This is a genomic window from Methylorubrum sp. POS3, assembly GCF_043352485.1.
GTDB classification, from domain to species: Bacteria; Pseudomonadota; Alphaproteobacteria; order Rhizobiales; family Beijerinckiaceae; genus Methylobacterium; species Methylobacterium suomiense.
The window spans coordinates 2,022,838-2,049,410 of record NZ_JAPRBT010000001.1 but is presented as its reverse complement, the minus strand read 5'-3'; the positions used below and the strand labels follow the sequence as shown (position 1 = coordinate 2,049,410).

Annotated in this window: 25 protein-coding genes; 12 read left to right on the top strand and 13 right to left on the bottom strand. The window is 70.1% G+C overall.

The genetic code is table 11. The features are described from left to right. Positions 1-134 precede the first annotated feature (134 nt). The 7 genes from OWC43_RS09755 to OWC43_RS09725 all read left to right on the top strand — a co-directional run bounded on the left by OWC43_RS09755 (position 135) and on the right by OWC43_RS09725 (position 4,657). Complete coding sequence (locus OWC43_RS09755; protein WP_393956504.1) at positions 135-1,088, top strand: heme o synthase; 954 nt, start codon at positions 135-137, stop codon at positions 1,086-1,088. Positions 1,089-1,096: 8 nt separating this feature from the next. Beyond that, entirely contained in the window at positions 1,097-1,261 is a 165-nt protein-coding gene (locus OWC43_RS09750; protein ID WP_171015517.1) for a hypothetical protein, read from the top strand. Positions 1,262-1,274: 13 nt separating this feature from the next. Beyond that, positions 1,275-1,886, top strand: coding sequence for a cytochrome c oxidase assembly protein (locus tag OWC43_RS09745; RefSeq protein ID WP_137830521.1), 612 nt, complete (start codon positions 1,275-1,277; stop codon positions 1,884-1,886). A 157-nt stretch (positions 1,887-2,043) separates the two neighbouring features. Next, positions 2,044-2,901, top strand: coding sequence for a cytochrome c oxidase subunit 3 (locus OWC43_RS09740; protein WP_137830522.1), 858 nt, complete (start codon positions 2,044-2,046; stop codon positions 2,899-2,901). A 127-nt stretch (positions 2,902-3,028) separates the two neighbouring features. Further along, entirely contained in the window at positions 3,029-3,400 is a 372-nt protein-coding gene (locus OWC43_RS09735; protein WP_393956503.1) for a DUF983 domain-containing protein, read from the top strand. Continuing rightward, complete coding sequence (locus tag OWC43_RS09730; protein WP_393956502.1) at positions 3,397-4,158, top strand: SURF1 family protein; 762 nt, start codon at positions 3,397-3,399, stop codon at positions 4,156-4,158. The genes OWC43_RS09735 and OWC43_RS09730 overlap by 4 nt, the downstream gene beginning before the upstream one ends. An 85-nt stretch (positions 4,159-4,243) precedes the next feature. After that, positions 4,244-4,657, top strand: coding sequence for a DUF4864 domain-containing protein (locus OWC43_RS09725; RefSeq protein WP_137830525.1), 414 nt, complete (start codon positions 4,244-4,246; stop codon positions 4,655-4,657). 34 nt (positions 4,658-4,691) lie between these two features. On the opposite strand, the gene OWC43_RS09720 is transcribed toward OWC43_RS09725, so the two are convergent. From OWC43_RS09720 to OWC43_RS09710, 3 genes are all read right to left on the bottom strand, one after another. Then, positions 4,692-5,876, bottom strand: a complete 1,185-nt coding sequence (locus OWC43_RS09720; protein WP_393956501.1) for a hypothetical protein — start codon at positions 5,874-5,876, stop codon at positions 4,692-4,694. A 170-nt stretch (positions 5,877-6,046) separates the two neighbouring features. After that, positions 6,047-6,574: a SixA phosphatase family protein gene (locus tag OWC43_RS09715; protein ID WP_393956500.1), complete on the bottom strand. Its 528-nt coding sequence runs from the start codon at positions 6,572-6,574 to the stop codon at positions 6,047-6,049. Beyond that, positions 6,574-7,554 (bottom strand): aldo/keto reductase, encoded by a 981-nt coding sequence (locus OWC43_RS09710; protein WP_393956499.1) that lies wholly within the window; start codon positions 7,552-7,554, stop codon positions 6,574-6,576. Before OWC43_RS09710 ends, OWC43_RS09715 begins: the two co-directional genes overlap by 1 nt. A gap of 247 nt (positions 7,555-7,801) precedes the next feature. Here OWC43_RS09710 and OWC43_RS09705 point away from each other — a divergent pair, with 247 nt between their 5' ends. Then, complete coding sequence (locus tag OWC43_RS09705; RefSeq protein WP_137830529.1) at positions 7,802-8,782, top strand: catalase family peroxidase; 981 nt, start codon at positions 7,802-7,804, stop codon at positions 8,780-8,782. 30 nt (positions 8,783-8,812) lie between these two features. Here OWC43_RS09705 and OWC43_RS09700 read toward each other — a convergent pair whose 3' ends face one another. The 3 genes from OWC43_RS09700 to OWC43_RS09690 form a co-directional block, all read right to left on the bottom strand. Then, complete coding sequence (locus tag OWC43_RS09700) at positions 8,813-9,664, bottom strand: MoxR family ATPase (RefSeq protein ID WP_137830530.1); 852 nt, start codon at positions 9,662-9,664, stop codon at positions 8,813-8,815. An 83-nt stretch (positions 9,665-9,747) separates the two neighbouring features. Beyond that, on the bottom strand, positions 9,748-10,401 hold the full coding sequence (locus OWC43_RS09695; protein ID WP_393956498.1) for a hypothetical protein: 654 nt from the start codon (positions 10,399-10,401) through the stop codon (positions 9,748-9,750). 21 nt (positions 10,402-10,422) lie between these two features. After that, entirely contained in the window at positions 10,423-11,628 is a 1,206-nt protein-coding gene (locus OWC43_RS09690) for an ATPase (RefSeq protein ID WP_393956497.1), read from the bottom strand. Between the two features lie 377 nt (positions 11,629-12,005). Between OWC43_RS09690 and OWC43_RS09685 the strand changes: the two genes are divergently transcribed. Beyond that, positions 12,006-13,964 carry a cation:proton antiporter gene (locus OWC43_RS09685; protein WP_393956496.1) on the top strand — a complete coding sequence of 653 codons (1,959 nt, stop codon included), beginning with the start codon at positions 12,006-12,008 and terminating at the stop codon, positions 13,962-13,964. 97 nt (positions 13,965-14,061) lie between these two features. On the opposite strand, the gene OWC43_RS09680 is transcribed toward OWC43_RS09685, so the two are convergent. Next, on the bottom strand, positions 14,062-14,955 hold the full coding sequence (locus OWC43_RS09680; protein ID WP_393956495.1) for a DUF3313 domain-containing protein: 894 nt from the start codon (positions 14,953-14,955) through the stop codon (positions 14,062-14,064). A gap of 320 nt (positions 14,956-15,275) precedes the next feature. On the opposite strand from OWC43_RS09680, the gene OWC43_RS09675 reads away from it, so the two are divergent. Beyond that, positions 15,276-16,775: an MFS transporter gene (locus tag OWC43_RS09675; protein ID WP_393956494.1), complete on the top strand. Its 1,500-nt coding sequence runs from the start codon at positions 15,276-15,278 to the stop codon at positions 16,773-16,775. Here the strand turns inward: OWC43_RS09675 and OWC43_RS09670 are convergent. The 3 genes from OWC43_RS09670 to OWC43_RS09660 form a co-directional block, all read right to left on the bottom strand. After that, entirely contained in the window at positions 16,732-17,244 is a 513-nt protein-coding gene (locus OWC43_RS09670; RefSeq protein WP_393956493.1) for a DoxX family protein, read from the bottom strand. The genes OWC43_RS09675 and OWC43_RS09670 overlap by 44 nt on opposite strands. Before the next feature lie 79 nt (positions 17,245-17,323). Then, a complete protein-coding gene (locus tag OWC43_RS09665) occupies positions 17,324-18,490 on the bottom strand; it encodes a multidrug effflux MFS transporter (RefSeq protein WP_393958533.1) in 1,167 nt (388 codons plus the stop codon). A gap of 284 nt (positions 18,491-18,774) precedes the next feature. Continuing rightward, positions 18,775-19,437 (bottom strand): hypothetical protein, encoded by a 663-nt coding sequence (locus OWC43_RS09660; RefSeq protein ID WP_393956492.1) that lies wholly within the window; start codon positions 19,435-19,437, stop codon positions 18,775-18,777. A gap of 179 nt (positions 19,438-19,616) precedes the next feature. Here OWC43_RS09660 and OWC43_RS09655 point away from each other — a divergent pair, with 179 nt between their 5' ends. Beyond that, positions 19,617-21,386: a serine hydrolase gene (locus tag OWC43_RS09655; protein WP_393956491.1), complete on the top strand. Its 1,770-nt coding sequence runs from the start codon at positions 19,617-19,619 to the stop codon at positions 21,384-21,386. A gap of 193 nt (positions 21,387-21,579) precedes the next feature. Continuing rightward, on the top strand, positions 21,580-23,103 hold the full coding sequence (gene adh / locus OWC43_RS09650; RefSeq protein WP_137830538.1) for an aldehyde dehydrogenase: 1,524 nt from the start codon (positions 21,580-21,582) through the stop codon (positions 23,101-23,103). A gap of 180 nt (positions 23,104-23,283) precedes the next feature. On the opposite strand, the gene OWC43_RS09645 is transcribed toward adh, so the two are convergent. The 3 genes from OWC43_RS09645 to OWC43_RS09635 all read right to left on the bottom strand — a co-directional run bounded on the left by OWC43_RS09645 (position 23,284) and on the right by OWC43_RS09635 (position 26,549). Further along, the gene (locus OWC43_RS09645; RefSeq protein WP_393956490.1) at positions 23,284-24,576 is read right to left on the bottom strand and encodes a type III PLP-dependent enzyme; all 1,293 of its coding nucleotides are present in this window, start codon (positions 24,574-24,576) and stop codon (positions 23,284-23,286) included. Between the two features lie 183 nt (positions 24,577-24,759). Then, on the bottom strand, positions 24,760-26,292 hold the full coding sequence (locus tag OWC43_RS09640; RefSeq protein WP_393956489.1) for an AMP-binding protein: 1,533 nt from the start codon (positions 26,290-26,292) through the stop codon (positions 24,760-24,762). A gap of 8 nt (positions 26,293-26,300) precedes the next feature. Continuing rightward, a complete protein-coding gene (locus tag OWC43_RS09635; protein WP_137830553.1) occupies positions 26,301-26,549 on the bottom strand; it encodes an acyl carrier protein in 249 nt (82 codons plus the stop codon). Between the last annotated feature and the right edge of the window lie 24 nt (positions 26,550-26,573).

Below are 26,573 nucleotides of genomic sequence, written 5' to 3'. Positions count from 1 at the left end.
CGGCAAGGGGCGGCGCCGAACTTGCCTCATGACATTGTCCGCCGGCCGGGCATGGCGTGAGGGTCGCAGACGGCGCGATCCGACATCCCGGACACGCACGCGTTTCCACTCCAAGCGTTCAGAACACGGTTTTCATGACGAGCCTGTCGAACAGCCTCACGGTCGACACCAAAGCCGCGTCGTTCGCCCCCGCCGTCGGCGGCGAGGTGCGCGACTTCTTCGCCCTGCTGAAACCGCGGGTGATGGTGCTCGTCATCTTCACGGCGCTCGTCGGCATGGTCGTGTCGCACGCCACCGTGAACCCGGTGATCGCGGCGATCTCGCTCCTGATGATCGCCGTCGGGGCCGGCGCCTCCGGCTGCCTCAACATGTGGTGGGACGCCGACATCGACGCCCTGATGACCCGCACGGCCAAGCGGCCGATCCCGGACGGGCGTATCCGCCCCGACGAGGCGCTGACCTTCGGCATCGTGCTCTCGGTCGGCTCGGTGCTGATCCTCGGCCTCGCCTCCAACTGGCTCGCCGCGGGGCTCCTGGCCTTCACCATCGTCTTCTACGCCGTCATCTACTCGATGTGGCTGAAGCGGGCGACGGCGCAGAACATCGTCATCGGCGGCGCCGCGGGGGCCCTCCCCCCGGTGGTCGGCCAGGCTGCGGTGACCGGCCATGTCGGCATCGAGTCGCTGATCCTGTTCGCGATCATCTTCATCTGGACGCCGCCGCATTTCTGGGCGCTCGCGCTGGTGAAGAGCGGCGAGTACGCGCGGGCCGGCATCCCGATGATGCCGAACGTCGCCGGTCCCGATTCCACCCGCCGCCAGATCGTCTGGTACACCCTGCTGCTCGCGCCGCTCGGCCTCGCGCCGGTCGTCCTCGGCTTCGGCGGCTGGCTCTACGCGCTCGTCGGCGTGCTGGGCGGGCTCGGCATGCTGGCGGGTTCCGTGCAGGTGTTCCGCCTGCGTCAGGGCGAACCTGAGCGCAAGGCGGCCATGGGCCTGTTCGCCTTCTCGATCCTCTACCTGTTCCTGCTATTCTCGGCGCTGCTGGCCGAGCAGGGGCTCGGCCTCTACCGCGCAGTCCTGGCATGAGGCCCGCCGTGAGTGATCTTCCCGACGGCCTACGTCCGCTGACGCCCGAAGAGGCCCAGACCCGCCGCAAGCGCTCGCTCGCCATCGCGCTGACGCTCGGGGCCCTGGTGATCCTGTTCTTCGTGCTGACCATCGCCAAGCTCGGACCGCAGGTCCTTCAGCGTCCGCTCTGAGGAGGCCGGTGCGATGAGCGGCAGCCAGGACGACGGACGGCAGCGGGCGGCCCGCGGCGTACGCCGCACGGTGGCGGCCTGCGCCGGCATGGTGCTCGCCATGGGCGGCCTCGCCCTGGCCTCCGCGCCCCTCTACGACATGTTCTGCAAGGCGACCGGCTTCAACGGCACGCCGCTGGTGGGCGCCGCCCCGACGGCCGCGACCGGCGAGGCCCTGGCCCCGGTCACGGTCCGCTTCGACACCAACGTGTCCAAGAACCTGTCCTGGCGCTTCCGGCCGGAGCAATCGAGCGTCGAGGCGGTCCCGGGCCAGACCGCGACGGTGTTCTTCAAGGTGACGAATGTCGGCAAGGAGCCCGCCAAGGGCATCGCCGTGTTCAACGTCCAGCCCGACCTGATGGGCAGCTACTTCGTCAAGGTGCAGTGCTTCTGCTTCGACGAACACCTGCTCCAGCCGGGCGAGTCGGCCGAATTCCCGCTGGTCTTCTACGTCGATCCGGCGATGCGGAAGGATCCCGACATCGGCACGCTCTCGGAAATGACGCTGTCCTACACCTACTTCCCGTCGAAGAACGGGGCGCCGGTGGCGGAGATCGCCAAACCGGCACGGACATCGAATTTCTGAGGGCGTCGGTATTTCTGGGACCCCAAGCGTGACAAGGGCGCGGGGGCCGCAGTAGAGCTTCACCGGGACCGGGCGTCGAAACCCGATCCTCAACAAGGCACACAAGGCCCGGGCCGTCGATGCGACGACGGGTTAGGGCGAAGGGAGACCAGTTGCGATGGCCGGGGCGCACGCCAAGAACCACGACTACCACATCATCAACCCGAGCCCGTGGCCCCTCCTCGGTGCGTTCTCCGGGTTCCTGATGGCCTTCGGCGCCGTCTTCTGGATGAAGGGTCTCTCGGCCGGCGGTCTCGCCATCGGCCCCTACGTGTTCGGCGCCGGCACGCTCGGCGTGCTCTACACCATGCTGTCGTGGTGGAAGGACGTCACCCACGAGGCCAATTCGGGCGACCACACCCGCGTCGTGCAGCTCCACCACCGCTACGGCATGATCATGTTCATCGCCTCCGAGGTGATGTTCTTCGTGGCGTGGTTCTGGGCCTATTTCGAGGCCGCGGTCTACACCGCCGACCCGATCCAGGCGACGCGCGTCGAGTTCACCGGCGGCGTCTGGCCGCCGAAGGGCATCGAGGCGTTCGACCCCTGGCACCTTCCGCTGCTCAACACCCTGATCCTGCTCACCTCCGGCACCACCGTGACCTGGGCCCACCACGCCCTGCTTCACGGTGACCGCAAGGGCCTGAAGATGGGCCTGTGGCTGACGATCATCCTCGGCGTGCTGTTCACCGCCTGCCAGGCCTACGAGTACGCCCACGCCCATTTCGGCTTCTCGGGCTCGATCTACTCGTCGACCTTCTTCATGGCGACGGGCTTCCACGGCGCCCACGTCATCATCGGCACGATCTTCCTCGCCGTTTGCCTGCTGCGCACCTACCAGGGTGACTTCACCCCGAAGCAGCATCTCGGCTTCGAGTTCGCGGCCTGGTACTGGCACTTCGTCGACGTGGTGTGGCTGTTCCTGTTCGCCGCGATCTACGTCTGGGGTGCGGGCGCCGGCGGCGGCGCCCACTGAGGCAACCGCCTCTTCGCTGCCCGGGCGCAAGGCGCGGGCGGCGATCGCGAAGGGCGGCGTGAGCCGCCCTTTTTCGTGCGCTTTCGCCACCGGCCCGCCATATCGGGGGAACGCGAGGATCGAGCCCGTGAACCGAGTTGCCTCCCATCCCTCCCCGATCTCGACCGGCCTGCGCGGACGCTGCCCGGCCTGCGGCGAGGGTCACCTGTTCCGCGGCTTCCTCGCGGTCCGGCCGGCCTGCGAGGTCTGCGGCCAGGATTTCTCGCGCTTCGATTCCGCCGACGGTCCCGCATTCTTCGTGATGTCGATCACCGGCTTCGTCGTGGCCGGGACCGCCCTGTGGATGGAATTCGCCTACGAGCCGCCGATCTGGGTCCACGCCCTCGTCGCGGGCACCCTCGCCATCGGTCTGAGCCTGTTGCTGGTGCGACCCCTGAAGGGACTGCTGGCCGCCGTCCAGTTCGCCAACAAGGCCGAGCAGGGGCGCTTCCGCGCATGACCGCCGCCGACCGCTCCGCCCGCCTGCGCGGCCTGATCGCCCCCGGCCTCGCCGCCCTCGTCTGCCTGGCGATCCTCGTCGGCCTCGGCGTCTGGCAGCTCGCCCGCAAGGGCGAGAAGGAGGCGCTGATCGCCCGGATCATCGAACGTTCCCATGCCGAGCCCCCGGCCGCTCCCCCGCCCTTCGCGGATTGGGATCCGAAGGCTGACGAGTTCCGCCGGGTGCGGGCGGTCGGCACCCTCCTCCATGACCGGGAGACGCTGGTGCACGGCCTCGCCCCGGGCGAACCCGGCCGGGCACTCCAGGGCTACTATGTGCTGACGCCGCTCCGGAGAGAGGATGGCACCACCATCCTGATCAATCGCGGTTTCGTGCCGACGGAGCTGAAGGATCCGCAGTCGCGTGCGGCGGGTCAGGTCGGGGGCGAGACGTCCGTCACCGGCATGCTGCGGGGAAGCGAGGTCCGCACGATGTTCGTGCCCGAATCCGACCCCGCCCGCGATGCGTGGTTTACCCGCGAGATTCCGGCCATCGCGGCGGCGCGCGGGCTCACGAATGTCGCGCCCTACCTGATCGAGGCGGACGCGACGCCCAATCCCGGCGGCTGGCCCCGCGGCGGGCAGTTGCGGGTCGATCTTCCCAACAACCATCTGCAATATGCCTTCACGTGGTTCGGCATCGCCGCCTGCCTCGTCGGCGTATTCTCCGTCTTCGCGTGGCGGCGCCTGCACGATCCAATGGAGCCCGGCGCGGCCTGACCGCGTTGGCCCGCCGCCTGCTTCTCTTCGAGCAGGTCGCGCCGGGACCGAATCGTCCCGCGCGGGAAGAACGGAGTGCCCCGCGATGCGCACCGCTGCCGTCCTGATCGCCCTCATCCTCGCCGCCCTGCCCGCCCGGGCGGACGACACCGCCCAGAAGGCCGCTCGCGCCACCATCGAGCGCCAGATCGAGGCGTTCCGGCGCAACGACTCGGCCGGTGCCTACGCCGAAGCCGCGCCGCAGATCCGCAACCTGTTCCCCTCCCCCGACACTTTCCTCGCCATGGTGGAGAAAGGCTACGCCCCGGTCCTGCGTCCCCGCAGCTACCGCTTCGAGACCGCCGAGGAGACGGCCGAGGACGAGATCGCCCAGGGGGTGAGCCTCCAGGACGAGGCCGGGATCGACTGGGTCGCGCTCTACACCCTGCAGCGGCAGGTCGATGGCCAGTGGCGGATCACCGGCTGCCAATTGAAGAAGGCACCGGGCGACGCCGCCTGACGGGCGCCGCGGATACGGGGTCTCGATCGGGGACCTACCGCGCGGCCTCGACCCGCTTGTCCGAGGCCGCGCTCGTTGCCGTACGGTCCTGAAGCCGTTTGACCGCCCCCGCGATGAGATCGCGCGAGGCGTGCAGGGTCCCGAGTTCGACCGCCGACATCGCCCGCATCACCGGCAGGAGGTTCTCCCCCGCCCGCCCGTCTTCCCCGAACAGCCGTAGATCGTCCTCGGGGCCGACGCCGACGCTGCTCGCGATGCGGGCGGCGTAGTTGCGGATGCGCGTCTCGTCGCTGGTGCAGAGCGGGGCCGGGATGGAGAGATCGAGCAGGCTACCCTTCGGCAAGGAGGCGGCGAGCGGCGGCAGCGATGCCGATTCCACCACGAGCCGGTTCGGAGCGAGGAGCGCTGCCGGATCCGCCGCGGCGCGCGTCACTGGACCCGCCGAGGCCGCGGTGAGCCCGGTGGCGATCTCGGTCGCGGGCCTCAGCGCCGGAAGCGCCGCCGCGCGGGGAACGGGGATGCGCCCCGGATGGCCGGCGAGGCGTGCCCGCGCCGACCAGGGCTGTACCCGCAGGCCGCCCGCCACGGGGGGCACCGCCCGCGCCACGCCGCCCCGTCCGTGGCGCGCCAGGAAACGGGCGCGCAGGGTACGGCCGATGCCCTGCGGTGCGATCCCCGCCGAGATTACGGGCCCTGCGGCGGCGCGGGCGATTGTCCCGGCTTTCGGGGCCGCCGCGCGGGTCAGGGGACGCGGCGCTCCGCACTCGGCGGGTGCCCAGCGTCGGACGATGGCGAGCGCCGTGCGGCGGCCGTAATCGCGATAGTAGCGGCGCAGGAGCTGGGCCGCCGCGTCGGCGCCGTCGGCGGCGGTGGCGAAGCCGGTATGCCCCTCCGCGTCGCCGCCGAGCTCCCCCGTCCAGCGGGCCTGCTTCACGCACCAGTAATTGTTGAGCCGCACGCAGCGGGCGACGAAGCCGGGCTCGGCCGCGGCGTAGCGCACCACGAGGGCGAGGGAGGTCGGGGCGAGGTTGTCGCCGGCCTGATCCCGCCAATTCGACACCGCCCGGGCGACGAGGCTGAGGCTCGGCGGCAGGGCCGGGGCGATCGGCGCCGTCGGAACGCTCGGGAGGCGTGCCTGGATCGCCTGCCCGGCGGCCCGCCCGGCCGTCTCGGCCTCGCGCGGCAGCATCGACAGGACGAGGAGAGCTTCGAGGAGCAAGGCATTCCCCAACGGGCGACCGGGCGGTGCGGCCCGTCTGACGGAGGCCGGCCCGTTGGAAACGGCGAGCGGGGCCGGAGGGTTCTCCCGCTTCCGATCCCGCCGCGAGACGGCGCCGTGCATCGAATGCGGGGGGACGCCCGAGGCGATCGGGCCGGATGCGGCGCGCGTCAGTCGTCCTCCATCTCCGCCGCGAGCTGGCGCGGGCGCACGTAGCGCAGGAGCGTCCCGGCCCCGTCGGTGATGGCGGCCCAGTTCTCGATCTCGAAGGTGATCACCGCCAGGGCCGCGGTCGGAAACTTCTCCCGCAGATCGCGTCGCAGATCCTTTGGGCCCTCGCCGACGAGGCGCAGGGCCGCGTCGCCCAGTCCCGGATTGTGGCCGATGATCAGGAGCGTCGCGGCCTCATCCGGTGCGGAGCGGATCGCGTCGAGGATGCGGGCGGAGGGCGCCTCGTAGATCGAGGGCACGGTCTCCTCGCGCGTACCGTCGAGGAAGGGCCGCACGGCCTCCCAGGTCTCCTGCGTGCGCCGCGCGGGCGAGACCATGGCATGGTCCGGCCGAAAGCCCTCACGGGCGATGTAATCGCCCATCAAGGGGGCGGCGTCGCGCCCGCGGGGCGCGAGCGGCCGATCGATATCGGCGACGCCCTGCGGATAGCCGGATTTGGCGTGACGCAGCAGCAGCAGGCGACGCATCAGCGGAAGCCCACCACGGCATGGGGCACGTAGGGCGCTTCGAGCGCCGCAATCTCCTCCGGCGTGAGGGCGAGATCGAGGGCGGCGACCGCATCGTCGAGATGCTGCGGCTTCGAGGCCCCGACGATCGGCGCGGCCACGCCCGGCTTCTGCAGCACCCAGGCCAAGGCGACTTGCGCCCGCGGCACGCCACGGTTTCGCGCGATCTCGGCCACCGCCTCGACCACCCGGCGGTCCGCCTCGACGGTCGCGTCGTAGAGTCCCTTGCCGACGAGGTCGCTGTCCTGCCGGGCGCTGCCCTCGTCGAAATCGCGGGTCAGCCGGCCCCGGGCGAGCGGGCTCCACGGCAGCAGCGGAATGCCCTGGTCGGCGCAGAGCGGCAGCATCTCCCGCTCCTCCTCGCGATGGAGCAGGTTGAGATGATTCTGCATGGTGGCGAACCGCGTCCATCCGTTGAGGTCGGCGGTGTAGAGCGCCTTGGCGAACTGCCAAGCGAACATCGACGAGGCGCCGATATACCGGGCCTTGCCGGCCTTCACGACGTCGTGGAGCGCCTCCAGCGTCACCTCGATCGGCGTCTCGTAGTCCCAGCGATGGATCTGGTAGAGATCGACGTAATCGGTGCCGAGCCGCTTGAGCGAGGCGTCGATGGCGGAAAAGATCGCTTTTCGCGAGAGGCCGCCCGCGTTCGGCCGGTCGGTGAGCGGATAATAGACCTTGGTCGCGAGCACGACGTCGTCGCGGCTGGCGAAATCCCGGAGCGCGCGGCCGACGATCTCCTCCGAGGTGCCATCGGAATAGTAGTTGGCCGTGTCGAAAAAATTGATGCCGAGATCGATCGCCCGGCGGATCAGCGGCCGGCTCTCCTCCTCCCGCAGGGTCCAGGGATGAGGCCCGCGCTCGGGCACGCCGTAGGTCATGCAGCCGAGGCAGAGGGGCGAGATGTCGAGGCCGGTGCGGCCGAGCTTTTTCGTCTTCATGGAGAAGCACCGCGCGGGGTGGGCGACGCGCCCTTATCTGGGGCGGCCGGCGCCATCGTCACGGCGGCCCGGCTCTGTGACGAGCGCGGGGCTCGGTGGGATCTCGGCCCGGGCTTGGCCGAAACAGAGCCTTGCCGGAGGATATGACGCACCCGTGACGGCCAAGCTGCTTGCAAAAGGATTGCGCACAATTCAGGAGGGAGCATGCGCTCCTTGGCGCGATTCCAATGTGAGAGACGTGACGATCATGAGCCGAACCCGCGCGCTCCTCGGCGGCCTCGCCGCGACCGCCTGCCTGCTGACCGCGGCCCATGCCGAGGAGACCGATCCGGCCGCCATCGTCGCCGGGCAGTTCGCGGCGGGCGGCAACCACAAGGGCGTGCGTGCCAGCGGCGCCAAGGGCGTCTGCCTCAAGGGCAGCTTCGCGCCGTCCGCGGGCGCCGCAGCCCTCTCGAAGGCTCCCCACTTCGCGCGTGAGGTGCCGGTGACCGCTCGCTTCTCCATGGGCGGCAGCAACCCGAAGGTGTCGGACAAGACCAAGCCGGTCACCCGCGGCCTCTCGGTGCGCATGAGCGCGGATGCCGGCGACATGGTGTTCGTGACGATCTCGGCGCCGGTCTTCTCGACCAAGACTCCGGCCCAGCTGCTCGAATTCGTTCAGGTCCGCGCCCCGGGCCCGGACGGCAAGCCGGATGCCGAGAAGGTCAAGGCGTTCGCCGCCGCCAATCCCGAGACGACGCGGCAGGCGGCGTGGCTCAACGCCCGCCCGGTGCCGGCGAGCTACGCGGGCGTCGATTACTGGGCGGTCCACGCCTACACGCTGACCAACGCCAAGGGTGAGGCGAAGACGGCCCGGTTGAAGTTCGTCTCCGCCGACAAGGCCGGTCTGACCGATGAAGAGGCGAAGGCCAAGCCCGACAGCTTCTACGCCGACGAGCTGAAGGAACGTCTGGCCAAGGGGCCGGCCAAGTTCGACCTCGTCGCGATCCTGGCCGAGGCCGGCGACACGTTGACCGACCCGACGGTGGCGTGGCCGGAGGAGCAGCGCAAGGCGGAGACGCTCGGCACGCTCTCGATCACGGGGATCGAGCCGGACGCCACCTGCGACGCCCGGACCTTCGACCCGGTGGTGGACCTGCCGGAAGGCATCGCCGGCCCGAGCGACGATCCGATGTTCGCGATCCGCTCGCCGGCCTACGCGGTCTCGGTCTCGCGCCGGGCGAACTGAGACACGGACGGGAACCGGGTCGGGGCGCGCTCAGCCGCCCCGCCCCTCCCGCCGCATCATGAAGGCGAGCTTCTCGAAGAGGCTGACATCCTGCTCGTTCTTGAGCAGCGCCCCGTGCAGCGGCGGGATCAGCTTGCGGCCGTCGCGCTCGCGCAGGGTCTCGGGGGAGATATCCTCGGCCACCAGCAGCTTGAGCCAATCGAGGAGCTCGGAGGTCGAGGGCTTCTTCTTGAGGCCCGGCACCTCGCGGGTCTCCAGGAAGACCCGCAGGGCCTCCTCGACGAGGCGGTGCTTGATGCCCGGATAATGCACCTCGACGATCGCCTGCAGCGTCTGCGCGTCGGGGAACTTGATGTAGTGGAAGAAGCAGCGCCGCAGGAAGGCGTCCGGCAGCTCCTTCTCGTTGTTCGAGGTGATGATGACGATCGGGCGCTTCTCCGCCCGCACCGTCTCGCCGGTCTCGTAGACGTGGAACTCCATCCGGTCGAGTTCGGTCAGGAGGTCGTTGGGGAACTCGATATCCGCCTTGTCGACCTCGTCGATGAGCAGGACGGGCCGGGTCGGGGCGGTGAAGGCCTCCCACAGCTTGCCGCGGCGGATGTAGTTCGCGATGTCCGACACCCGCGGATCGCCGAGCTGCGAGTCGCGCAGGCGCGAGACCGCGTCGTACTCGTAGAGTCCCTGCTGCGCCTTGGTCGTCGACTTCACGTTCCAGGTCAGGAGCGGCGCGCCGAGCCCCTTGGCGATCTCCTCGGCCAAGACCGTCTTGCCGGTGCCGGGCTCGCCCTTCACCAGCAGGGGGCGCTCCAGAACGATCGCGGCATTGACCGCGGTGGTGAGGTCTGGCGGCGCGACGTAGCTGTCGGTTCCGGTGAAGCGCATGGGACCTTCCGGTGCGAGGATGATCCGACCTGAAAGGCAAAATCCCTCGTGTCAACCGCGCGCCGCCGACGGGTCGCCGGCGGTTACAGGGCTTTTCCGTCGTGCCACACGCAGTTGGTGGCCAGGATCCCGAGATTCACGTCCGACTTCTGCGGCTGCGGCAGCGTCCGACCGTCCATGGCGAGATCGATCTTGATCTCGACCTGCCCCTTCGACTCGTTCGAGCGCCGGGAGAAGTAGCAATATTGCTGATAGGGCCGATCCTCGGCGGCCTTGAAGTTCCAGCCCGTCACGATCTGCCCGTCGAGATAGGGCACCTGCTTGAACACCGTGAAGGTGGTGTTGACCGGCGCCTTCGAGGCCGGAGCCGCCTCGGCGCCGAGCTGCGCCTTGGTCGGCGTCGGCACCGCGTCGGCCTTCTGGGCCGGTAGTCCCTCGAGCTTGAGGGTGTTGTCGGTGAGCGTGACCTCGCCCTTGGTCTTGAGGGTCACGTTGGCCAGGGCCGTCTGCATCGCGGCGGCGATCTTCTCCGCGGCCGTGTCGAACTGGTTCATGGTGGCGTAGCCGTAGGAGGCGGCGCCGAAGCCGGCGCCGGCCAGGGCGAGGAAGGCCCCCGCCCCGGTCGCCCGCAGCAGGAACGCCCGGGCGAAGGCCATGCGGGCCTCGGCCCGGAGCCTGCCGTTCACGTTCTGCGCCAGCACGAGGTTCTCGTGCGTCCCGTCGGTGAGGATGCTCATGGTCGAGGACTCGTCGAGAGGCTAGGCGCCGGCGCTGGCGGGCATGGGCATCGCGGCGGGCGGGCCCGGCGGCACGACCGGCGCGGTTCGCCGGTCGAGCGGGATGACCGAGCCCTCCCGGTTCGCCGGCTTGAGGGGATTGGCCGCCATTTCCTGACGCACGGTCTCGGCCACCGAGGCCAGCAGGTAGGGCGCGGCCTCCGCGCTCACCGCGGCGCCGAGATCGTCCTCGTCCATGAAGGTCTTGCGCACCGAGACCGCCGAGAGCGCCAGGATCGTCGAGGCGAAGGCGGCGCAGAGCGCGGGCACGAACACGAAGATGCGCAGGAAGGCGTGCACCTGCGCGTCGCTCACCTCGATCGGATCGACGCCGTAGACCATGGCGGTGAAGGAGTGAAGCTGCGAGCGGTTGACGGCGTTGCGGTAGGCCTGCTCGGCATCGGCGACCTTGCGGTCGGCGGCGCCCCGGTCGAGGAGGCCGCGCCCCTTGCGGGCTTCCTCGAGTTCCTTGACGACGGTGCCGCGGTCGGTGCCCGCCTTGGCCACGGCGGCGTTCAGCGTCGCGGTGCGCGGGTCGGTGACGCATTTCAGGTTCGAGTAGCGCATGCCCCGGCTGTTGGTGCCGTAGACCCGCTCGCAGCGTTGCGCCGGCAGGCCGGCGAGCTGCGAGGCGTTCTCGGCGGAGCGCTTCTCGATCTGCTCCAGCTCGTTGGCATATTGCTCGACGCGGGCATTGGCGGCGCTGATCCGGGTGTCGATGCTGTCGCGGTCGGCCTGGGCATCCTTGAGGGCGGTCTTGGCCTTGGCGGCGTCCATCAGGCGGGGATGGAACATCATCTCGCCGAGCTGCGACACCGATTTGGTGGTCACGCCCGCCGCGAACAGGATGCCGAGCATGGCGAGCGCGCGCACGAACCACGAGCGCTGCGTGCGCGCCAGGATGCCGAGCGGCACACGGCACAGCTCCACCGCGGCATAGACCAGCGGGGCGAGCAGCATGAAGTAGAAGGCGCGGGCGTCGCCGTCGCTGTAGTAATCCGCGAACAGCCATGCGCCGGCGAGGGACGCGCCGATCACCATGAATTCGACGAGGTAGGCGATTCCGACATAGCCCCACTTGATGCGGTAGCCGCGCTCGACGTCGCGCTCGTGCTTCCAGCGGGTCTGGTCGAGCGCCCATTCGCGCCGCTCGCGCTGGGCCTCCCGGTTCGGCAGCTTCCTGAACATCGATCTCGACGGGCCTCTGCGGGGGGCGGCGAACGGGCCATTCCCTAACATCGCGTTACTCAAGCGTAAGCTTGCATTGTGCCGAAGTTGTGCCGGCGCCTACCTTCCGCGGTGGATGGCTCGAATACGAAACGCCGCAGGGATCGGAGCATGATCGAAGCCAAATTTTAGGTTGCTTTAGCTTGCTCCTGCATCCATCGGTAAGATGATGCCGATTTCGCGTTGCGGCGACGGCTTTCCTTCGAGAAGCCAGTGATCCGCCGTCGCCGTTGCGAGCGAAAATGGTTGCTCCGTAGACCCGGGGACGCCCATGATGGCGGCGTCCTCCCGGCTGCTCGGGGGCCCTCTTCCCCCGTGACAGGCGTTCCTCGAACCGAATGACCGTTCCCGTGCAGGCCGCCACCCAGATCGCCGCGGAGGCCGGCGCGCAGGCAGGCGGCTACAAGGAAGCCATCCTCTTCCTCATGACCGCGGGCGTGGTGGTGCCGTTGTTCCACCGCCTGCGTGTGAGCCCGGTGCTCGGCTTCATCGGCGCGGGCGCCCTGCTCGGGCCGTTCGGCCTCGGCCGCCTCGCCGAGAGCCATCCCTGGCTCGGTGCCGTCACCATCGGCAGCCGGTCCGAAATCGCGCACCTTGCCGAATTCGGCGTCATCTTCCTGATGTTCATGATCGGGGTCGAGCTGTCCTGGGAGCGCCTGCGGGTGCTGCGCCGCCTCGTCTTCGGCTTCGGCTCGATCCAGGTGATCGCGTCCGCCGCCATCATCGCCGTGATCCTGGTCGCCCTGGAACAGCCCGTCGCCGGCGCCGTGCTGGTCGGCCTCGCGCTCGCCCTGTCCTCCACCGCCGTGGTGCTTCCGGTCCTGGCCGAGCAGAAGCGGCTCGGCACGCCCGCCGGCCGCACCAGCTTCGCGGTGCTGCTGTTCCAGGACCTCGCGGTGGCGCCGATCCTGTTCGCCATCGCGGTGCTCGGCCGCAACGACGGCGGCAATCTCGGCGCGGCCCTCGCCCTCGCCCTGGGTCAGGCGGCGGTGGCCCTGGTGCTGATCGTGATCGCCGGTCGCGTGGCCCTGCGACCGCTGTTCCACCTCGTGGCGCTGACCCGCTCGCCCGAATTGTTCATGGCGGCCTGCCTGCTCGTCATCGTGGCGACCGCTCTGGTCGCCGCCGCGAGCGGGTTGTCGATGACGCTGGGCGCCTTCGTGGCCGGGCTCCTGCTCGCCGAGACCGAGTATCGCCGCGCCATCGAGGCGACGATCGACCCGTTCAAGGGGCTTCTGCTCGGCGTGTTCTTCGTCTCGGTCGGGATGAGCCTCGACCCGGCCCAGCTCCTCGCCGCCCCCGGCGCGATCCTCGGTCTCGCCCTCGGCCTCCTCGTCATCAAGGGCGGGGTGGTGCTGGCGGGCGCCCGCTTCCTGAAGATTCCCCGGCCCGTCGCCCTGGAGACGGCCCTGCTGATCGGCCCCGGCGGGGAGTTCGCCTTCGTGCTGATCGGCGGCGCCATGGCGGCCGGGCTGGTGCCGGAGCCGGTCGGAGGCGCGGCCCTGATCGTCACCACCGTCACCATGATCGCGATCCCGGCGCTCGCGGTCCTGGGGCGGCGCGTCGGTCGCCGCGTCTCGACGGCGCAGCTCGGCCGGGCCCGCGCCGAGCCGGCGCCGGAAGCGGTGCAGAACCGGGTGATCGTCGCGGGCTATGGCCGCGTCGGCCGCCTCGTCGGCGAGATGCTCAAGCGCCACGCCATTCCCTATCTCGCCCTCGATGCCGACCCCGCCCGGGTCGCCGAGCATCGGCGGCTCGGCAGCCCGGTCTATTTCGGGGATTCGGCCCATCCCGACATGCTGCGCCGCTGCGACATCGCCACCGCCCGGGCGCTCGTCGTCACCCTCGACAATCCGAGCGCCGTCGAGGCCGTGGTGCAGGCCGCCCGCGCCGAGCGGCCGGACCTCACCATCGTGGCCCGCGCCCGCGACGCGCGCCATGCCACGCAGCTCTACGAGATGGGCGTGACCGACGCCGTGCCCGAGACTATCGAGGCCTCGCTTCAGCTCTCGGAGGCCGTGCTGGTCGATGTCGGGGTGCCGATGGGGCTCGTGATCGCGTCGATCCACGAGCGCCGCGACGAGTTCCGCGCCATGCTCAAGCGGAAGGAGGCGGATCAGCGCCCGGCCTTCCGCGCCCGCCGCACGATCGGCAAGGAGGGCGGAAAAGGCAGCGCGCATGCGGGCGGCCCGGCGGATGGGCAAGCCGCGAATCCCGCCGACGGTTCAGGCGATGGCCGGGGCGGCGACCCCGCCGGGGCGCGGGAGTCGCCGGAGCCGGTCGGCCGGAGCGCGTGACGCGACGGACCCGCGGCCGCTCCGTCTCCCGGTGGCGCGGGGGCGATCCGATCGCGCCATCGTCGCCCGATCGGGCCTTGGACGGCCCGCCGGGACCCTATCGGGTCGGGACGGCGGCCGGTCCCCGGTCGGTCCAGTCCGGCGGCAGGCCGATCAGGTCGCCGACGATGCCGTCGACGCCCGGCGCGCGGCCGAAGGCGTCGCAATCGGGATCGAGGGGTGCCTCGCCCAGGGTGGTGATGCGGACGCGGTCGTAGGTCGGGATCTGCAGCTCGCCCCGGAACGGATCCTTGGTGGTGGCGAGGTAGGAGCCGAAATCCTGGCCGAACTCGCCCGCCAGATCGTAGGCATCGGACGCCGCCGAGAAGCGGGCCTGGTTGGTGAAGGCGTTGGCCGCGCCGCCCCAGATCATCGCGGCGCGCTGACGGTTGCGGGCGTCGAGCGCCTCCGCTTCGATCGTGAGGCTGCCGAGACCGATCGGCACGCGCGGCACGGGGATCTTGCCGACGGTGTTGGCGAAGCCCACGCCGACCTGTCCGGCGATGGAGATCGCCGCCGAGGCCCCGATGGTGGCGCCCGCCGCCGGAACGTTGGTCAGATCGATGCGGGTGATCGCCGAGCGCACCGTCAGATCGGCGCGTCCGGAGGAAACGATGTCGTAGCGCAGGGAAAGGTCGTAGCAGAGCGCCCGGTCGGCGGCGTTGGCGATGAGCCGCCGCTCCACCGCGTTGAGGCCGGGCCCGGACACCGCCTCGGTGAAGACGGTGGGCACGATCCGCACGGTGCGCACCGTCGTCGGCAGGGTCGGGTCGATGAACAGCTTGGACTCGGAGGCGACCGCATCGCTCGTCGCGAACTGGTCGCTGCGAGAGAGGGAGCGCCCATCGGTCAGAACCACGTCGCCGCAGCCGGCCAGCAGGCCGAGGGCGGCCACGGCCAGCGAGAGGCGCGCCGCCCGGACGGGCGGGCGGGAAGTTTGCAACCGCAGCATCATTCTCTTTCGCGGATGGACGGGGCCGGCGCACACGGCGTCGTCCCCCCAGGGGCGGAAGTGTGGTGTCGTCTCGGACGGCAAGCCTAGCCGTAGCGGCCCGCCGCAGGAAGGACGCCGTCTCCGCCCGCGGTCTCTACCGGGGCGTATCCGCGGCCCTGTGACCGTTCAGCAACGTTGTTTCCAGTCACTCCAACTCGAAGCATGGGCGCGAGCCGGCCCGCAGGCCGCCCGTCGATCCTGTCGCGCATTCCTGTCGCGCTTGCCTCGATGCCTGCGGCGGTGCAACCGATCCCCCCGCCCCGCGCTTGTCCCCGCCGATGCGTCCCGCTCAGATCGTCCCCCTCGTCGTCGCGACCGCGCTCTTCATGGAGAACACCGATTCGACGGTGATCGCCACGGCGCTTCCGGCCATCGCCGCGAGCCTCAACGAGGACCCGATCGCCCTCAAGCTCGCCCTCACCGCCTATCTCGTGAGCTTGGCGATCTTCATCCCGATTTCCGGCTGGGCCGCCGACCGTTACGGCGCCCGCAACGTGTTCCGCGCAGCGCTCTGCGTGTTCATGGCAGGCTCGCTCGCCTGCGCCGCGTCGAATTCGCTCCTCGGCTTCGTCGCCGCCCGCTTCCTGCAGGGGATCGGCGGCGCCATGATGGTGCCGGTGGGGCGCCTCGTGATCCTGCGCTCGGTGCCGAAATCGGAGCTCGTCGGGGCCTTGGCCTACCTGACGATCCCGGCGCTGATCGGCCCGATCCTCGGTCCGCCGCTCGGCGGTTTCATCACCACCTACGCGGATTGGCGCTGGATCTTCTTCATCAACATTCCCATCGGTTTGGCCGGAATCGTTCTGGCGACGCTTTATATCGGCGACATCCGCGAGGCGGAGCGCCCGCCCCTCGACGTGCCGGGCTTCCTGCTCTCGGGAACCGGGCTCGCCCTCCTGATGCTCGGCTTCGCCGCCACCGGGCGCCATCTCTTGCCCGATGGGGTGTCCTGGGGCTGCATGGGCGCGGGAATCGTCCTGATGGCGCTCTATCTGCGCCATGCCCGGCGCACCGAGCATCCGCTGATCCGCCTCGACCTGCTGCGCTACCCGACCTTTCGGGCCGCGGTGACGGGGGGCAGCCTGTTCCGCATCGGCACCGGGGCCATTCCCTTCCTGCTGCCGCTGATGCTGCAGATCGGCTTCGGTCTCGATCCGCTGCATTCGGGCCTCATCACCTTCGCGGCGGCTGCGGGCGCGCTTCTGATCAAGATCGTCGGACCCCGCATCCTGCGCGCCTACGGCTTCCGCCGGGTGATGGTGACGAATGCGCTGATCGCCTCCGCCTTTCTGGCGGTGAACGGGTTGTTCACCGCCGGGACGCCGCATTGGGTGATCATCGCGGTGCTGCTGCTCGGCGGCTGCGTCCGCTCGCTCCAGTTCACCTGCGTCAACGCCATCGCCTATGCCGACCTCGAGTCGCGGGAGATGAGCGCGGCCACCAGCCTCGCCAGCGTCGCCCAGCAGCTTTCGCTCAGTCTCGGCGTGTCCATCGGCGCTCTGGCGCTCGAGGGCGCGGCGGCCTGGCACGGCCATTCGGGCATCGAGGCGCGGGATTTCTCCCTCGCCTTCCTCGCGGTGGCGGTGATCTCGGCGGGCTCGTTCTTCGTGTTCCGGCGTCTCGCGCCGGATGCCGGGTCCGAGGTGTCCGGTCAGCGACGCGTCCGCGGCGCCGAGGCGGGGCCCGGCGCCGTGCCGCGGCCCGCCGACGGCTCGGTCTCGACGCTTCAGCCGCTCACGCCGCCGCCCGCGCCGGAGCCCGGCCGCCCGCGCGCTTGACCGGCGCCTTCTTCGCGGGCGCCCGCACCGGGGCCCGCACCGGCTCCGAACCGCCGCCCGAGCGGGCGAAATAGCCCTGCCAGCTCCAGGCGCCGGGGCCGGTCATGGCGTACATCAGGAACGCGCCGGCGAGGCCCAGATCGGCCAGGAAGAAGCTGCGCTCGGTCACGGCGCTGCCCCCGACATAGACCCAGAACGGGTGGAGCAGGGCCGCCATCGCGGCGACGAAGAGGGCCATGACGAGCCCGGTGATGCGTGGCATCACGCCGAGGATCAGGGCGAGGGGCCCGAACACTTGGACGATCACCGCCGCCGTCGCGACCGCGTTCGGGGCCGGGCAGCCCGCGCCGGCCAGCGTCAGGGCGAAGCCCGACACGTTGAGCGCCCGCGCGATGCCCGTCGGCAAAAGCGCCGCGGCCATGAGGAGGCGGGCGGCGAGAAGGACGCCGTTCTGGGCAGAACCGAACACGGGGGACGCTCCGAGGCAGGAAAGCTGTCCGCGGAGCGTGTGGCCACAGGCTGAATCGCCGGTTAAGCGGATCGGCTCATCAACCGGAAATCCCTGCGCGATACAGGCGCCCCCGCTCGGTCCAGGCGACGACGAGGAGCGAGAGGCCGCCCAGCGCCGCGTAGCCGATCGCCACCGGCATCACCGTTCCGTCGAAGGCGCGCCCGATCAGCCAGCCGCACAGGGCGCCGAGCATGGTCGTGTAGAAGCCGAGGAACGAGGAGGCGGTGCCGGCGATGGCGCCGAGCGGCTGCAACGCCAGCGCGTTGAAATTCGGCATGACGAAGCTGATCAGGAACTGGTTGAGCGCCAGCACCGCGAGGAACAGCGCGATGGGCGGCTGCCCCTGATAGTGCAGCCCGATCCCGACCTGGACGAGGCCGACCGCGGTGAAGGCGGTGACCCCCGCATGCGAGAGGCTGCGCATGCCGAGCCGCCGCACGATCCGGGAATTGACCAGCGTCGCCGCGCCCATGGCGCCCGCCACCAGCCCGAACGCGACCGGGAACAGGCTCCCCAGATGGTAGAGCCCGGTGTCGAACACCTGCTGGGCCGAGCCGACATAGCCCATGATGCAGCCGGTCATCAGCCCGAGCGCCGTGGCGTAGCCGATGGCGACGCGGGTGCGCAGAACCGTGCCCAGCGCCTGCACCGTCGCCGCGAGGGAGAGCGGGCGGCGATATTCGGGATGCAGCGTCTCCGGCATGCGGGCGGCGAACCACAGGGCCAGCACGCCGCTGAGGGCCAGCATCGAGACGAAGACCCAGTGCCAGGAGCCGAGCAGCAGCATCGTCGCGCCGATCGCGGGCCCCAGCATCGGCACGATCAGGAACACCATCATGATGAGCGACATCACGCTCGCCATCTCGCGGCCCGCGAACCGGTCGCGGACGATGGCGGTGGAGAGCACCCGGCCCGCCGCCGCGCCGATGCCCTGGATGACGCGGGACGCGAGCAGCCACTCGAAGCTCGGGGCCACCATCGCCATCACGCAGCCCGCGGCGTAGATCGCGAGGCTCGCGAGCAGGACCTTGCGCCGTCCGAGCGCGTCCGAGACCGGCCCGTAGACGATCTGCGCCAGCCCGAAGCCGATCATGTAGACGTAGACGAGGAGCTGGAGGCTGTTAGCGTCGGCGACCGCGAAACGGTTCTGGATCAGCGGGAAGGCCGGCAGCAGATTGTCGATCGACATGGCGGTGACCGCCATCATCAGCGCGACGATTCCGACGAACTCGGCAAAGCCCGGTCCCGACCAGGTGGGCCCGGACGCGGGTGCCGCGCTGCCGGGATCGGGCCGGGGGGAGGATGTCACGATCGCGATGCCTTGAGACCGCCAGGCGTGAAACGGCCGGGCGCGGGAATCCCGCCGCTTGTGGTGAGGGGTTGGAGACGGGTCGGTGCGGAAAGGCACCCTGCGCCCCGATCGTTCCCAAGCCGACACCCGGTCCGGCCACCGCCCCCGGGTCGCGTCCGCCGCCTTCGCCGCGCGGCCTACTTTCGGCCGGCAGCCCTGTCGGCAGGTGTCTCACCGGCTCTCTCGGTCGCCATCGCGTCACCCCCGGCATCCGGTCCCAGCGCCGCGTTCAGCCGGTCGTAGTTCTGCGTCACCAGAGCGATGTTGCCCTCCGGCGGCTTGCCGCCCGGCTCGCCTGCGGCGATGGCGCCCTTCAGCTCCTTGACCGCCGCCGCCTTGTCCTTGGCCGGCAGGGTCGTGTCCGCTTCGAGCGCGGCAAGCTGCTTCCTGAGTAACGGCGTCACGCCGACATAGGTCTTGGTCTGCGGATCGACGCCCTCGACCACCGCATCGATGCTCTCGCTGGCGTCCTGGAACGCGTCGAGCGACGCGAACCCGTTGCGCGTCACGATCGCCTCCGCCTCCTCCCGGGCCTCGGCCTTCGGATCGGGCTGGTCGGCGGAGCCAGCATCGATCTTGGCGAGTTCGGGCTGCGCCGCGAGCACACCGTCGATCTGGGCCTGGGTCAGGACGACGGGTTTCGCGGCCTCCGCCGGGATGGCCTTCTCCGCAGGCGCGGCCTTCTGGGCGAGGGCGGGCGCGGTCGCCAAAAGCGCGGGCGCGGTCACCAAGAGCGCGGATGCAGGCAAGCCCGCGCCGACGAGAGAGGCGGCAAGCAGGATGCGCGCGGATGTCGTCATGAATCGTCTGCCTCTGCTGTGTCATCGCCCGCCTGGGGACGAGGGCCGGAAGGGGCCGCCGATCGGAGGTTGCCGGCCCGGACGCGCCGTGGGATCATTTCCCCGGGTCGCGGCGAAACCGTGATCGCCGATCGATGGCGACCCATGATGCGACCCGCCACGTCCGGAGCCCGGAACCGTTGCACGCCGGTCCCCTCGCCGCTCTCCTCGCCGTCTTCGTACTCCTGCCGGGCCCCGCGGGGGCAGCCCCGGCCGACTATGCCAAGCGCGCGGCGGCCCTGATCGAGCCCTATCGCGAATCCGGGCTGATGAGCGGCGTGATCCTGGTGGCCAAGGACGGCAAGCCGGTGTTCCGGCAGGCCTATGGATGGGCCAATCGCGAGTGGAACGCGCGGAACACCCCCGACACGCATTTCCGTATCGGCTCGCTGACGAAGCAGTTCACGGCGGCCGCGATCCTCCAGCTCGTCGACGCGGGAAAGCTGTCCCTCGACGATCTGGTCGTCCGCTTCTACCCGGAAGCGCCCAAGGCCTGGGAGGGCGTGCGGGTGCGCCACCTGCTCAACCATACCTCCGGGATCATCAACTACACGGCCTTGTCCGATTATCTGCCGGCGATCTCGCGCATCGAGCGGCCACCCAAGGCCCTGGTCGAGCTGGTGACGGCCGAGCCGCTGCTGTTCGAACCCGGCGCCCGGGTCGAGTACAGCAACACCAACTATCTGCTGCTCGGCCTCGCGATCGAGTTCGCCTCGGGCGAACCCTATGCGCGCTACCTCTCCGACCACATGCTTTCGCCCCTGGGCCTGAAGGACACCGGCTACGACGACGCCACCGTGCTGCTGCCGCGGCGCGCCGCGGGCTACCGTTTCGGTCAGGGGCAGTGGCGCAACGCGGCGCCGATGGCCTCCTCCGTCGCCTACGCGGCGGGGGGGCTCTACTCCACCGTCGACGATCTGCTGGCCTGGGACGAGGCGTTGTTCTCGGGGCGCGTCATCTCCGACGCCTCGCGTCGAATGATGTTCGACGATGGCGGGCGCGGCTACGGCTTCGGCTGGTATGTCGGCACGGCCCATGGGCGCAGGCTGTGGTCGCACGGGGGCGCGGTCTCGGGCTTCCTCGCCATGACCGACTACTATCCGCAGGAGCGGCTCGCGGTGATCGTGCTGGCCAACAGCGAGAACGCCCCGGCCCAGAAGATGTCGCGCGAATTGGCGGCGCTCTGGTTCGGCGCGCTCGATCTCCCCGAACCGATCGTCCTCGAGGACATGATCCTGGAGCGCTACGCCGGCACCTACCGGCTGGGGCCCCGGTTCTTCCTCGATCTCCGCCGCGACGGCGGGCGGCTGATGGTGCAGGGAACTGGGCAGCCGGCCAACGCCTTCGTGCCCGAGAGCGACCGCACCTTCTTCTCACGGGTGATCGACGCGCGCATCACCCTCGACACCGAGCCCGACGGACGGCCGAACGGTCTGGTGCTGCATCAGAATGGGCGTGATCGCATCGCCCCGCGCATCGATCCAGCCGAGGCCGCGCGCATCCTCGCCGAGCCGCGGCGGAGCTTCGCGGAGGTTCCGGTCGATCCGGCGCGGCTCGCTCCCCATGCCGGACGCTACGCCCTGGCACCCGGCCTCGTCCTGACGATCGGCCTGGAGAACGGGCGGCTCTGGGCCCAGGCGACGGGCGAGCCCCGCCACCTCCTCCACCCGGAGGACGAGCGCAGCTTCTTCATGCAGGATCTCGACGCGCAGGTGACGTTCGAGGGCGACGGGGCCGGGCGGACCACCGGACTCGTCCTCCACCGCGGCGGGCTGGACACCCCCTGCCCCCGGATCCCGGAGAGTCGCCCGCCCCCTGGGCGCGACGCCGTGCCCGGCCGGGTCAAGCCGGACGCCGCCGGGACCTCGTCCCGCAGCTCCGGGGTCGCCAGACGATCGGATCGGGAGTAGAACGCGGACGCACCGGTTCACGGGAAATCTGGAACGGTTCCTTTCTTGATTCGGAAACGCCAAGATCTTCCGTGTCTTGCCGCGCTGCATCTTCGTTTTGGCCTAAAGTCCACCTTGATCCGATGGACCGACTGGCCTTCTCTCCCGCGGAACGCCGATATCGGCGAACCAAGAACGCCACGGAGGAAACGCGATGAACAAGCCGGAGTTCTTAGCCGACGCCAAGACGAAGTCGCCCTTCTCGGCGCGCTACGACAACTTCATCGGCGGCCAGTGGGTTGCCCCGGCGAACGGCCGCTATTTCGAGAACACCTCGCCGATCACCGGTAAGGTGATCTGCGAAGTCGCCCGCTCCGACGCGCAGGACATCGAGAAGGCCCTCGACGCGGCGCATGCCGCCAAGGAATCCTGGGGCCGCACCTCGCCCGCCGAGCGCGCCCGCATCCTCAACAAGATCGCCGACCGGATGGAGGACAACCTCGATCTGATCGCCCTGGCCGAGACCTGGGACAACGGCAAGCCGATCCGCGAGACCACCGCCGCCGACATCCCGCTCGCCATCGATCATTGGCGCTACTTCGCCAGCTGCGTGCGGGCGCAGGAAGGCGCGATCTCCGAGATCGACCACGACACGGTCGCCTACCATTTCCACGAGCCGCTCGGCGTCGTCGGCCAGATCATCCCGTGGAACTTCCCGATCCTGATGGCGGTGTGGAAGCTGGCCCCCGCGCTGGCAGCCGGCAACTGCGTCGTCCTCAAGCCCGCCGAGCAGACCCCGGCTTCGATCCTCGTGGTGATGGAGCTGATCGGCGACCTGCTGCCGCCGGGCGTGATCAACGTCGTCAACGGCTTCGGCCTGGAGGCCGGCAAGCCGCTCGCCTCGAACCCGCGCATCGCCAAGATCGCCTTCACGGGTGAGACGACCACCGGCCGTCTCATCATGCAGTACGCCTCGCAGAACCTCATCCCCGTCACGCTGGAGCTGGGCGGCAAGTCGCCGAACATCTTCTTCGGGGACGTCGCCAACGAGGACGACGACTTCTTCGACAAGGCCCTCGAGGGCTTCACGATGTTCGCCCTCAACCAGGGCGAGGTCTGCACCTGCCCGAGCCGCGCGCTCGTGCACGAGTCGATCTACGACCGCTTCATCGAGCGCGCCATCAAGCGCGTCGAGGCGATCACCCAGGGTTCGCCGCTCGACCCGGCGACCATGATCGGCGCCCAGGCCTCCTCGGAGCAGCTCGAGAAGATCCTCAGCTACGTCGATATCGGCAAGCAGGAAGGCGCGGAGTGCCTCACCGGCGGCGCCCGCGGCAACCGCGACGGCGAGCTCGCCGACGGCTTCTACATGCAGCCGACGGTGTTCAAGGGCCACAACAAGATGCGGATCTTCCAGGAGGAGATCTTCGGCCCCGTCCTCTCGGTCACGACCTTCAAGGACGACGAGGAGGCGCTCTCCATCGCCAACGACACGCTCTACGGCCTCGGCGCCGGCGTGTGGACCCGCGACGGAACCCGCGCCTACCGCTTCGGCCGCGCCATCCAGGCCGGTCGCGTCTGGACGAACTGCTACCATGCCTACCCGGCCCACGCGGCCTTCGGCGGCTACAAGCAGTCCGGCATCGGCCGTGAGACCCACAAGATGATGCTCGACCACTACCAGCAGACCAAGAACATGCTGGTCAGCTACTCGCCGAAGAAGCTCGGCTTCTTCTGAGAGATCGGCCCGATCGGCGCCGCAACGGCTTTCGGGTCGAGGCGGCACCGCGGCCGCGAGCATTTCGAGCCCGAGACCACCTCCAGCCCCGGCCGCAAGGCCGGGGTTTTTTGTGCCTTTGCGAGCGGGCGCCGCTGAGAAAACCCTATTTCCGTGGAGGGGAGAGGGACGGTGCTCGGCTCAGTCTCCCCGTGACCGGATCATCGCGGCTTGTCCCCCGTCCACCAGCACTTCGGCGGGGGTCGGATGGCTCAGGAAGCCGGTCGGGCTGGCCGTGAGCCCATAGGCGCCCGATTGCAGCACCGCGACGAGATCGCCCTCGGCCAGCGTCGGCAGCATCGCCGCGCGGGCGAGCACGTCGAGGGGGGTACAGAGCGGCCCCGACACGGTGCAGGGCGAGACCCCCTCCCCGCCCGAGACGGCCACCAGGGGAAAGTCGCGCTTGACGATCTGGCCGAGATTGCCGCTCGCCGCGAGGTGATGATGCATGCCCCCGTCGGTGATGACGAAGCGGCTTCCCCGCGACACCTTCACCGCCAGCACGCGCGCCAGGTAGACGCCCGCCGGCCCGGCCAGGTAGCGGCCGGGTTCCAGCACGACGCGGGCGCCCGCCAGGAGCGGATTCGTGCCGACCGTCTCGATCAGCGGCGGCAGGCCGGCCCGTAGCGCGTCGAGGTCGAGCGTCGCATCGCCCGAAAAGTACGGGATCCCGAGTCCGCCGCCGAGGTCGATCGTCTCCAGCGGACGCGCGATTTTTCGGGCGATCTGCGCCGCGAGATCGAGGCCATAGGCCCATTGACCGAGCAGCGTCTCGGCCTTCAGCCCCTGCGTGCCCGCGAAGAGGTGGAGCCCGACGAGGCGAAGGCGCGGCTCGGCCTCCACCGCATCGACGGCCTCGGACAAGTCCTCCTCGTCGAAGCCGAAGGGCGAGGGCTTGCCGCCCATGCGCATCGCCCCGCCCTGCGCCGTCGCCCCGGGATTGATCCGCAGCGCCACCCGCACGGTCGTGCCGTGCCGCTCGGCCGCCGCGGCCACGCGACAAAGCTCCTCGCGGTTCTCGAGATGGATCTCGCCGATGCCGCCGCCGATCACCCGGTCGAGATCGGCGGCCGACTTGCCCGGCCCGGCGAACAGGATTTTTTCGGGAGGGACGCCGGCTTCGAGGGCAGCGTCGAACTCGGCGCCCGACGCGATCTCGGCGCCGGCCCCTTCAGCGTGGAAGACGCGGATCACCGCCGGATTGGGATTGGCTTTGACCGAGTAATCGACCTCGGCGAAGCCGGCGACCGCCTGCTTCAGCGCCCGGTAGGCCCGGCGCAGCCCGTCGGCGTCGTAGACGAAGAGCGGCGTGCCGTAGGTGTCGGCGAGTGCGGTCAGCGGCAGGCCGCCGACATGGAGGACACCGGTCGCATCGCGCGAAAAGTTTTCGGCGATCAGGGTGGCGGCGAGATCGGGGGTGGCGGTGTGGTTCATGATACGTTGCCGCCGCTCACGACGCCGCCTCCCACCCTCCCCCTCATCCTGAGGTGCGGCGCGAAGCGCAGCCTCGAAGGAGGGCTCCGGAAGCCGCGACGATCTCTGGAGCCCTCCTTCGAGATCCGCTGGCGCGGGCACCTCAGGATGAGGGTGGTGGTGGGATGAGCGGGAGAAGGCGCCTCACCCATCGGCCCGGATCTCCGCCGCCGCCCGCTCGGCGGTGAGGCGCTTGTAATCGACCTTGCCGTTGGGCGTGGTCGGCAGAGCGGCGACCGTCTCGATGCTGCGCGGGACGAGGTGGGGGGCGAGCGCCTTGCGCAAGGATTGCAGCACCTCGGACGTCGCGGGCGCCGACTCGGCCGGGACGGTGACGGCGTGGATGCGCTGGCCCAGGCTCGGATCGGGCAGGCCGATCACCGCGGCCGCGCGGAAGGCGCCGGTCTCCATCAGGGCGGCCTCGACTTCCGTGGGGCTCACCCGAAAACCCTGCGTCTTGATCATCGCGTCCTCGCGGCCGATGAAACGGAAGAAGCCGTCCGCATCCTCCACCGCGAGGTCGCCCGAGCGGCAGACGAGGCCGGGCGCCGCGCCGTCCGGCGGGAACGGGTCGGGCACCAGCACGCGGGCACTGTCCTCGGGCCGCTTCCAGTAGCCCATCGAGACGGTGGGACCGCGGTGATGCAGGATGCCGGGCTCGCCGGGCTTGGCGCGCCGCCCATCGGGGGTGACCAGGAAGATCTCGGTTTCCGGGATGGCGCGGCCGATCGAGTCGGGCCGCCGGTCGATCTCGGCGGGCGGCAGGTAGGTCGAGCGGAAGGCTTCCGTGAGGCCGTACATCAGCACGACCTCCGTCTGCGGCAGGCGCTGGCGCAGGCGCGCGATGGTCGGCACCGCGAGGCTGCCGCCGGAATTCGTCACGTAGCGCAGGGCCGACAGGTCGGCCTTGGCGAGATGGGGCGCGGCCCGCGTCAGCAGCGTCCACAGGGTCGGCACGCCCGCCAGGCCGGTGATGCGATGGCTCTCCAGGGCACGGACGACGTCATCGCCGAGCCGCGGCGTCAGCAGCACGATCCGAGCCCCCTGCTCGACGGTCGTGAGGAGCTGGTTCAACCCGTAATCGAACGAGAACGGCAGCACCGAGAGGATGCGGTCGTGCGCGCCGATCCCGAGATAGGTCCGCACGATGCGGGTGCCGGCGAGCAGGTTGTCGTGGGAGAGCATTACCCCCTTGGGCAGGCCGGTCGAGCCCGAGGTGTAGAGGATCGCGGCCAACTCCCTAGGCGCCGGCTCGCCGGGGATGAGTGGCGCCTCGTCGGCCTCCGCCGCTTCCCCCGTGAGAATGCGAACGGCCGGAAGATCGTCCAGCGCCCCGTCGAGGCCCTCGGCATGGCCCGGATCGGTCAGCAGCGCGCGGGCACCGCTATCGGCGACGATGTGGCGGACTTGGCGCGGACGAAGACTCGGATGAATCGGTACGAACACGCCGCCGGCCGCGGCAACGGCGAAGATCGCCACGCATTCGCGTATCGATTTCGGCAGCAGGATCGCAACCCGGTCGCCGGTCCCGAGGCCGAGCCCCTTCAGGCGGTCGCGCAGAGCCGCGACGCGGCCCCGGAAGGCGCCGTAGGTGAGGTGCTCGGCGCCGTCCACGACGGCGACCGCCGTGTCCGCGCCGGCCCGGTCGAGCAGGTGGTGCAGCAGGCTCGGCGCCATCGCGAGGATCAGGCGGCGCGCCGGTCGTCGATGAAGTGGGCGAGCGTATCGACGCTCTCGAAATTCGCGAGGTCGAAGCTGTCCTCGTCGATCTCGACGCCGAAGCGATCGCCGAGATGCATCATCAGGTCGAGGATGCCGATCGAATCGAGCGCGTCGCTCGTGACCAGGGAGGTCGTGCCCGTGACCGAGCCCGGAGGAAGGCCCGGGTTGCGGGCCGCAATGAAGGCGAAGATCGCCTCCTTCACGTCGGCCATCGACTGAACCACGGCTGTCGCCTT

Bases quoted from the DNA above. Each gene is read 5' to 3' on its own strand.
- OWC43_RS09755 (WP_393956504.1), top strand. From the start codon at position 135: ATGACGAGCCTGTCGAACAGCCTCACGGTCGACACCAAAGCCGCGTCG.
- OWC43_RS09745 (WP_137830521.1), top strand. From the start codon at position 1,275: ATGAGCGGCAGCCAGGACGACGGACGGCAGCGGGCGGCCCGCGGCGTA.
- OWC43_RS09740 (WP_137830522.1), top strand. From the start codon at position 2,044: ATGGCCGGGGCGCACGCCAAGAACCACGACTACCACATCATCAACCCG.
- OWC43_RS09730 (WP_393956502.1), top strand. From the start codon at position 3,397: ATGACCGCCGCCGACCGCTCCGCCCGCCTGCGCGGCCTGATCGCCCCC.
- OWC43_RS09725 (WP_137830525.1), top strand. From the start codon at position 4,244: ATGCGCACCGCTGCCGTCCTGATCGCCCTCATCCTCGCCGCCCTGCCC.
- OWC43_RS09715 (WP_393956500.1), bottom strand. From the start codon at position 6,574: ATGCGTCGCCTGCTGCTGCTGCGTCACGCCAAATCCGGCTATCCGCAG.
- OWC43_RS09710 (WP_393956499.1), bottom strand. From the start codon at position 7,554: ATGAAGACGAAAAAGCTCGGCCGCACCGGCCTCGACATCTCGCCCCTC.
- OWC43_RS09705 (WP_137830529.1), top strand. From the start codon at position 7,802: ATGAGCCGAACCCGCGCGCTCCTCGGCGGCCTCGCCGCGACCGCCTGC.
- OWC43_RS09700 (WP_137830530.1), bottom strand. From the start codon at position 9,664: ATGCGCTTCACCGGAACCGACAGCTACGTCGCGCCGCCAGACCTCACC.
- OWC43_RS09695 (WP_393956498.1), bottom strand. From the start codon at position 10,401: ATGAGCATCCTCACCGACGGGACGCACGAGAACCTCGTGCTGGCGCAG.
- OWC43_RS09690 (WP_393956497.1), bottom strand. From the start codon at position 11,628: ATGTTCAGGAAGCTGCCGAACCGGGAGGCCCAGCGCGAGCGGCGCGAA.
- OWC43_RS09685 (WP_393956496.1), top strand. From the start codon at position 12,006: ATGACCGTTCCCGTGCAGGCCGCCACCCAGATCGCCGCGGAGGCCGGC.
- OWC43_RS09680 (WP_393956495.1), bottom strand. From the start codon at position 14,955: ATGCTGCGGTTGCAAACTTCCCGCCCGCCCGTCCGGGCGGCGCGCCTC.
- OWC43_RS09675 (WP_393956494.1), top strand. From the start codon at position 15,276: ATGCGTCCCGCTCAGATCGTCCCCCTCGTCGTCGCGACCGCGCTCTTC.
- OWC43_RS09665 (WP_393958533.1), bottom strand. From the start codon at position 18,490: ATGGCGGTCACCGCCATGTCGATCGACAATCTGCTGCCGGCCTTCCCG.
- OWC43_RS09660 (WP_393956492.1), bottom strand. From the start codon at position 19,437: ATGACGACATCCGCGCGCATCCTGCTTGCCGCCTCTCTCGTCGGCGCG.
- adh (WP_137830538.1), top strand. From the start codon at position 21,580: ATGAACAAGCCGGAGTTCTTAGCCGACGCCAAGACGAAGTCGCCCTTC.
- OWC43_RS09645 (WP_393956490.1), bottom strand. From the start codon at position 24,576: ATGAACCACACCGCCACCCCCGATCTCGCCGCCACCCTGATCGCCGAA.
- OWC43_RS09640 (WP_393956489.1), bottom strand. From the start codon at position 26,292: ATGGCGCCGAGCCTGCTGCACCACCTGCTCGACCGGGCCGGCGCGGAC.
- OWC43_RS09635 (WP_137830553.1), bottom strand. From the start codon at position 26,549: ATGGCCGACGTGAAGGAGGCGATCTTCGCCTTCATTGCGGCCCGCAAC.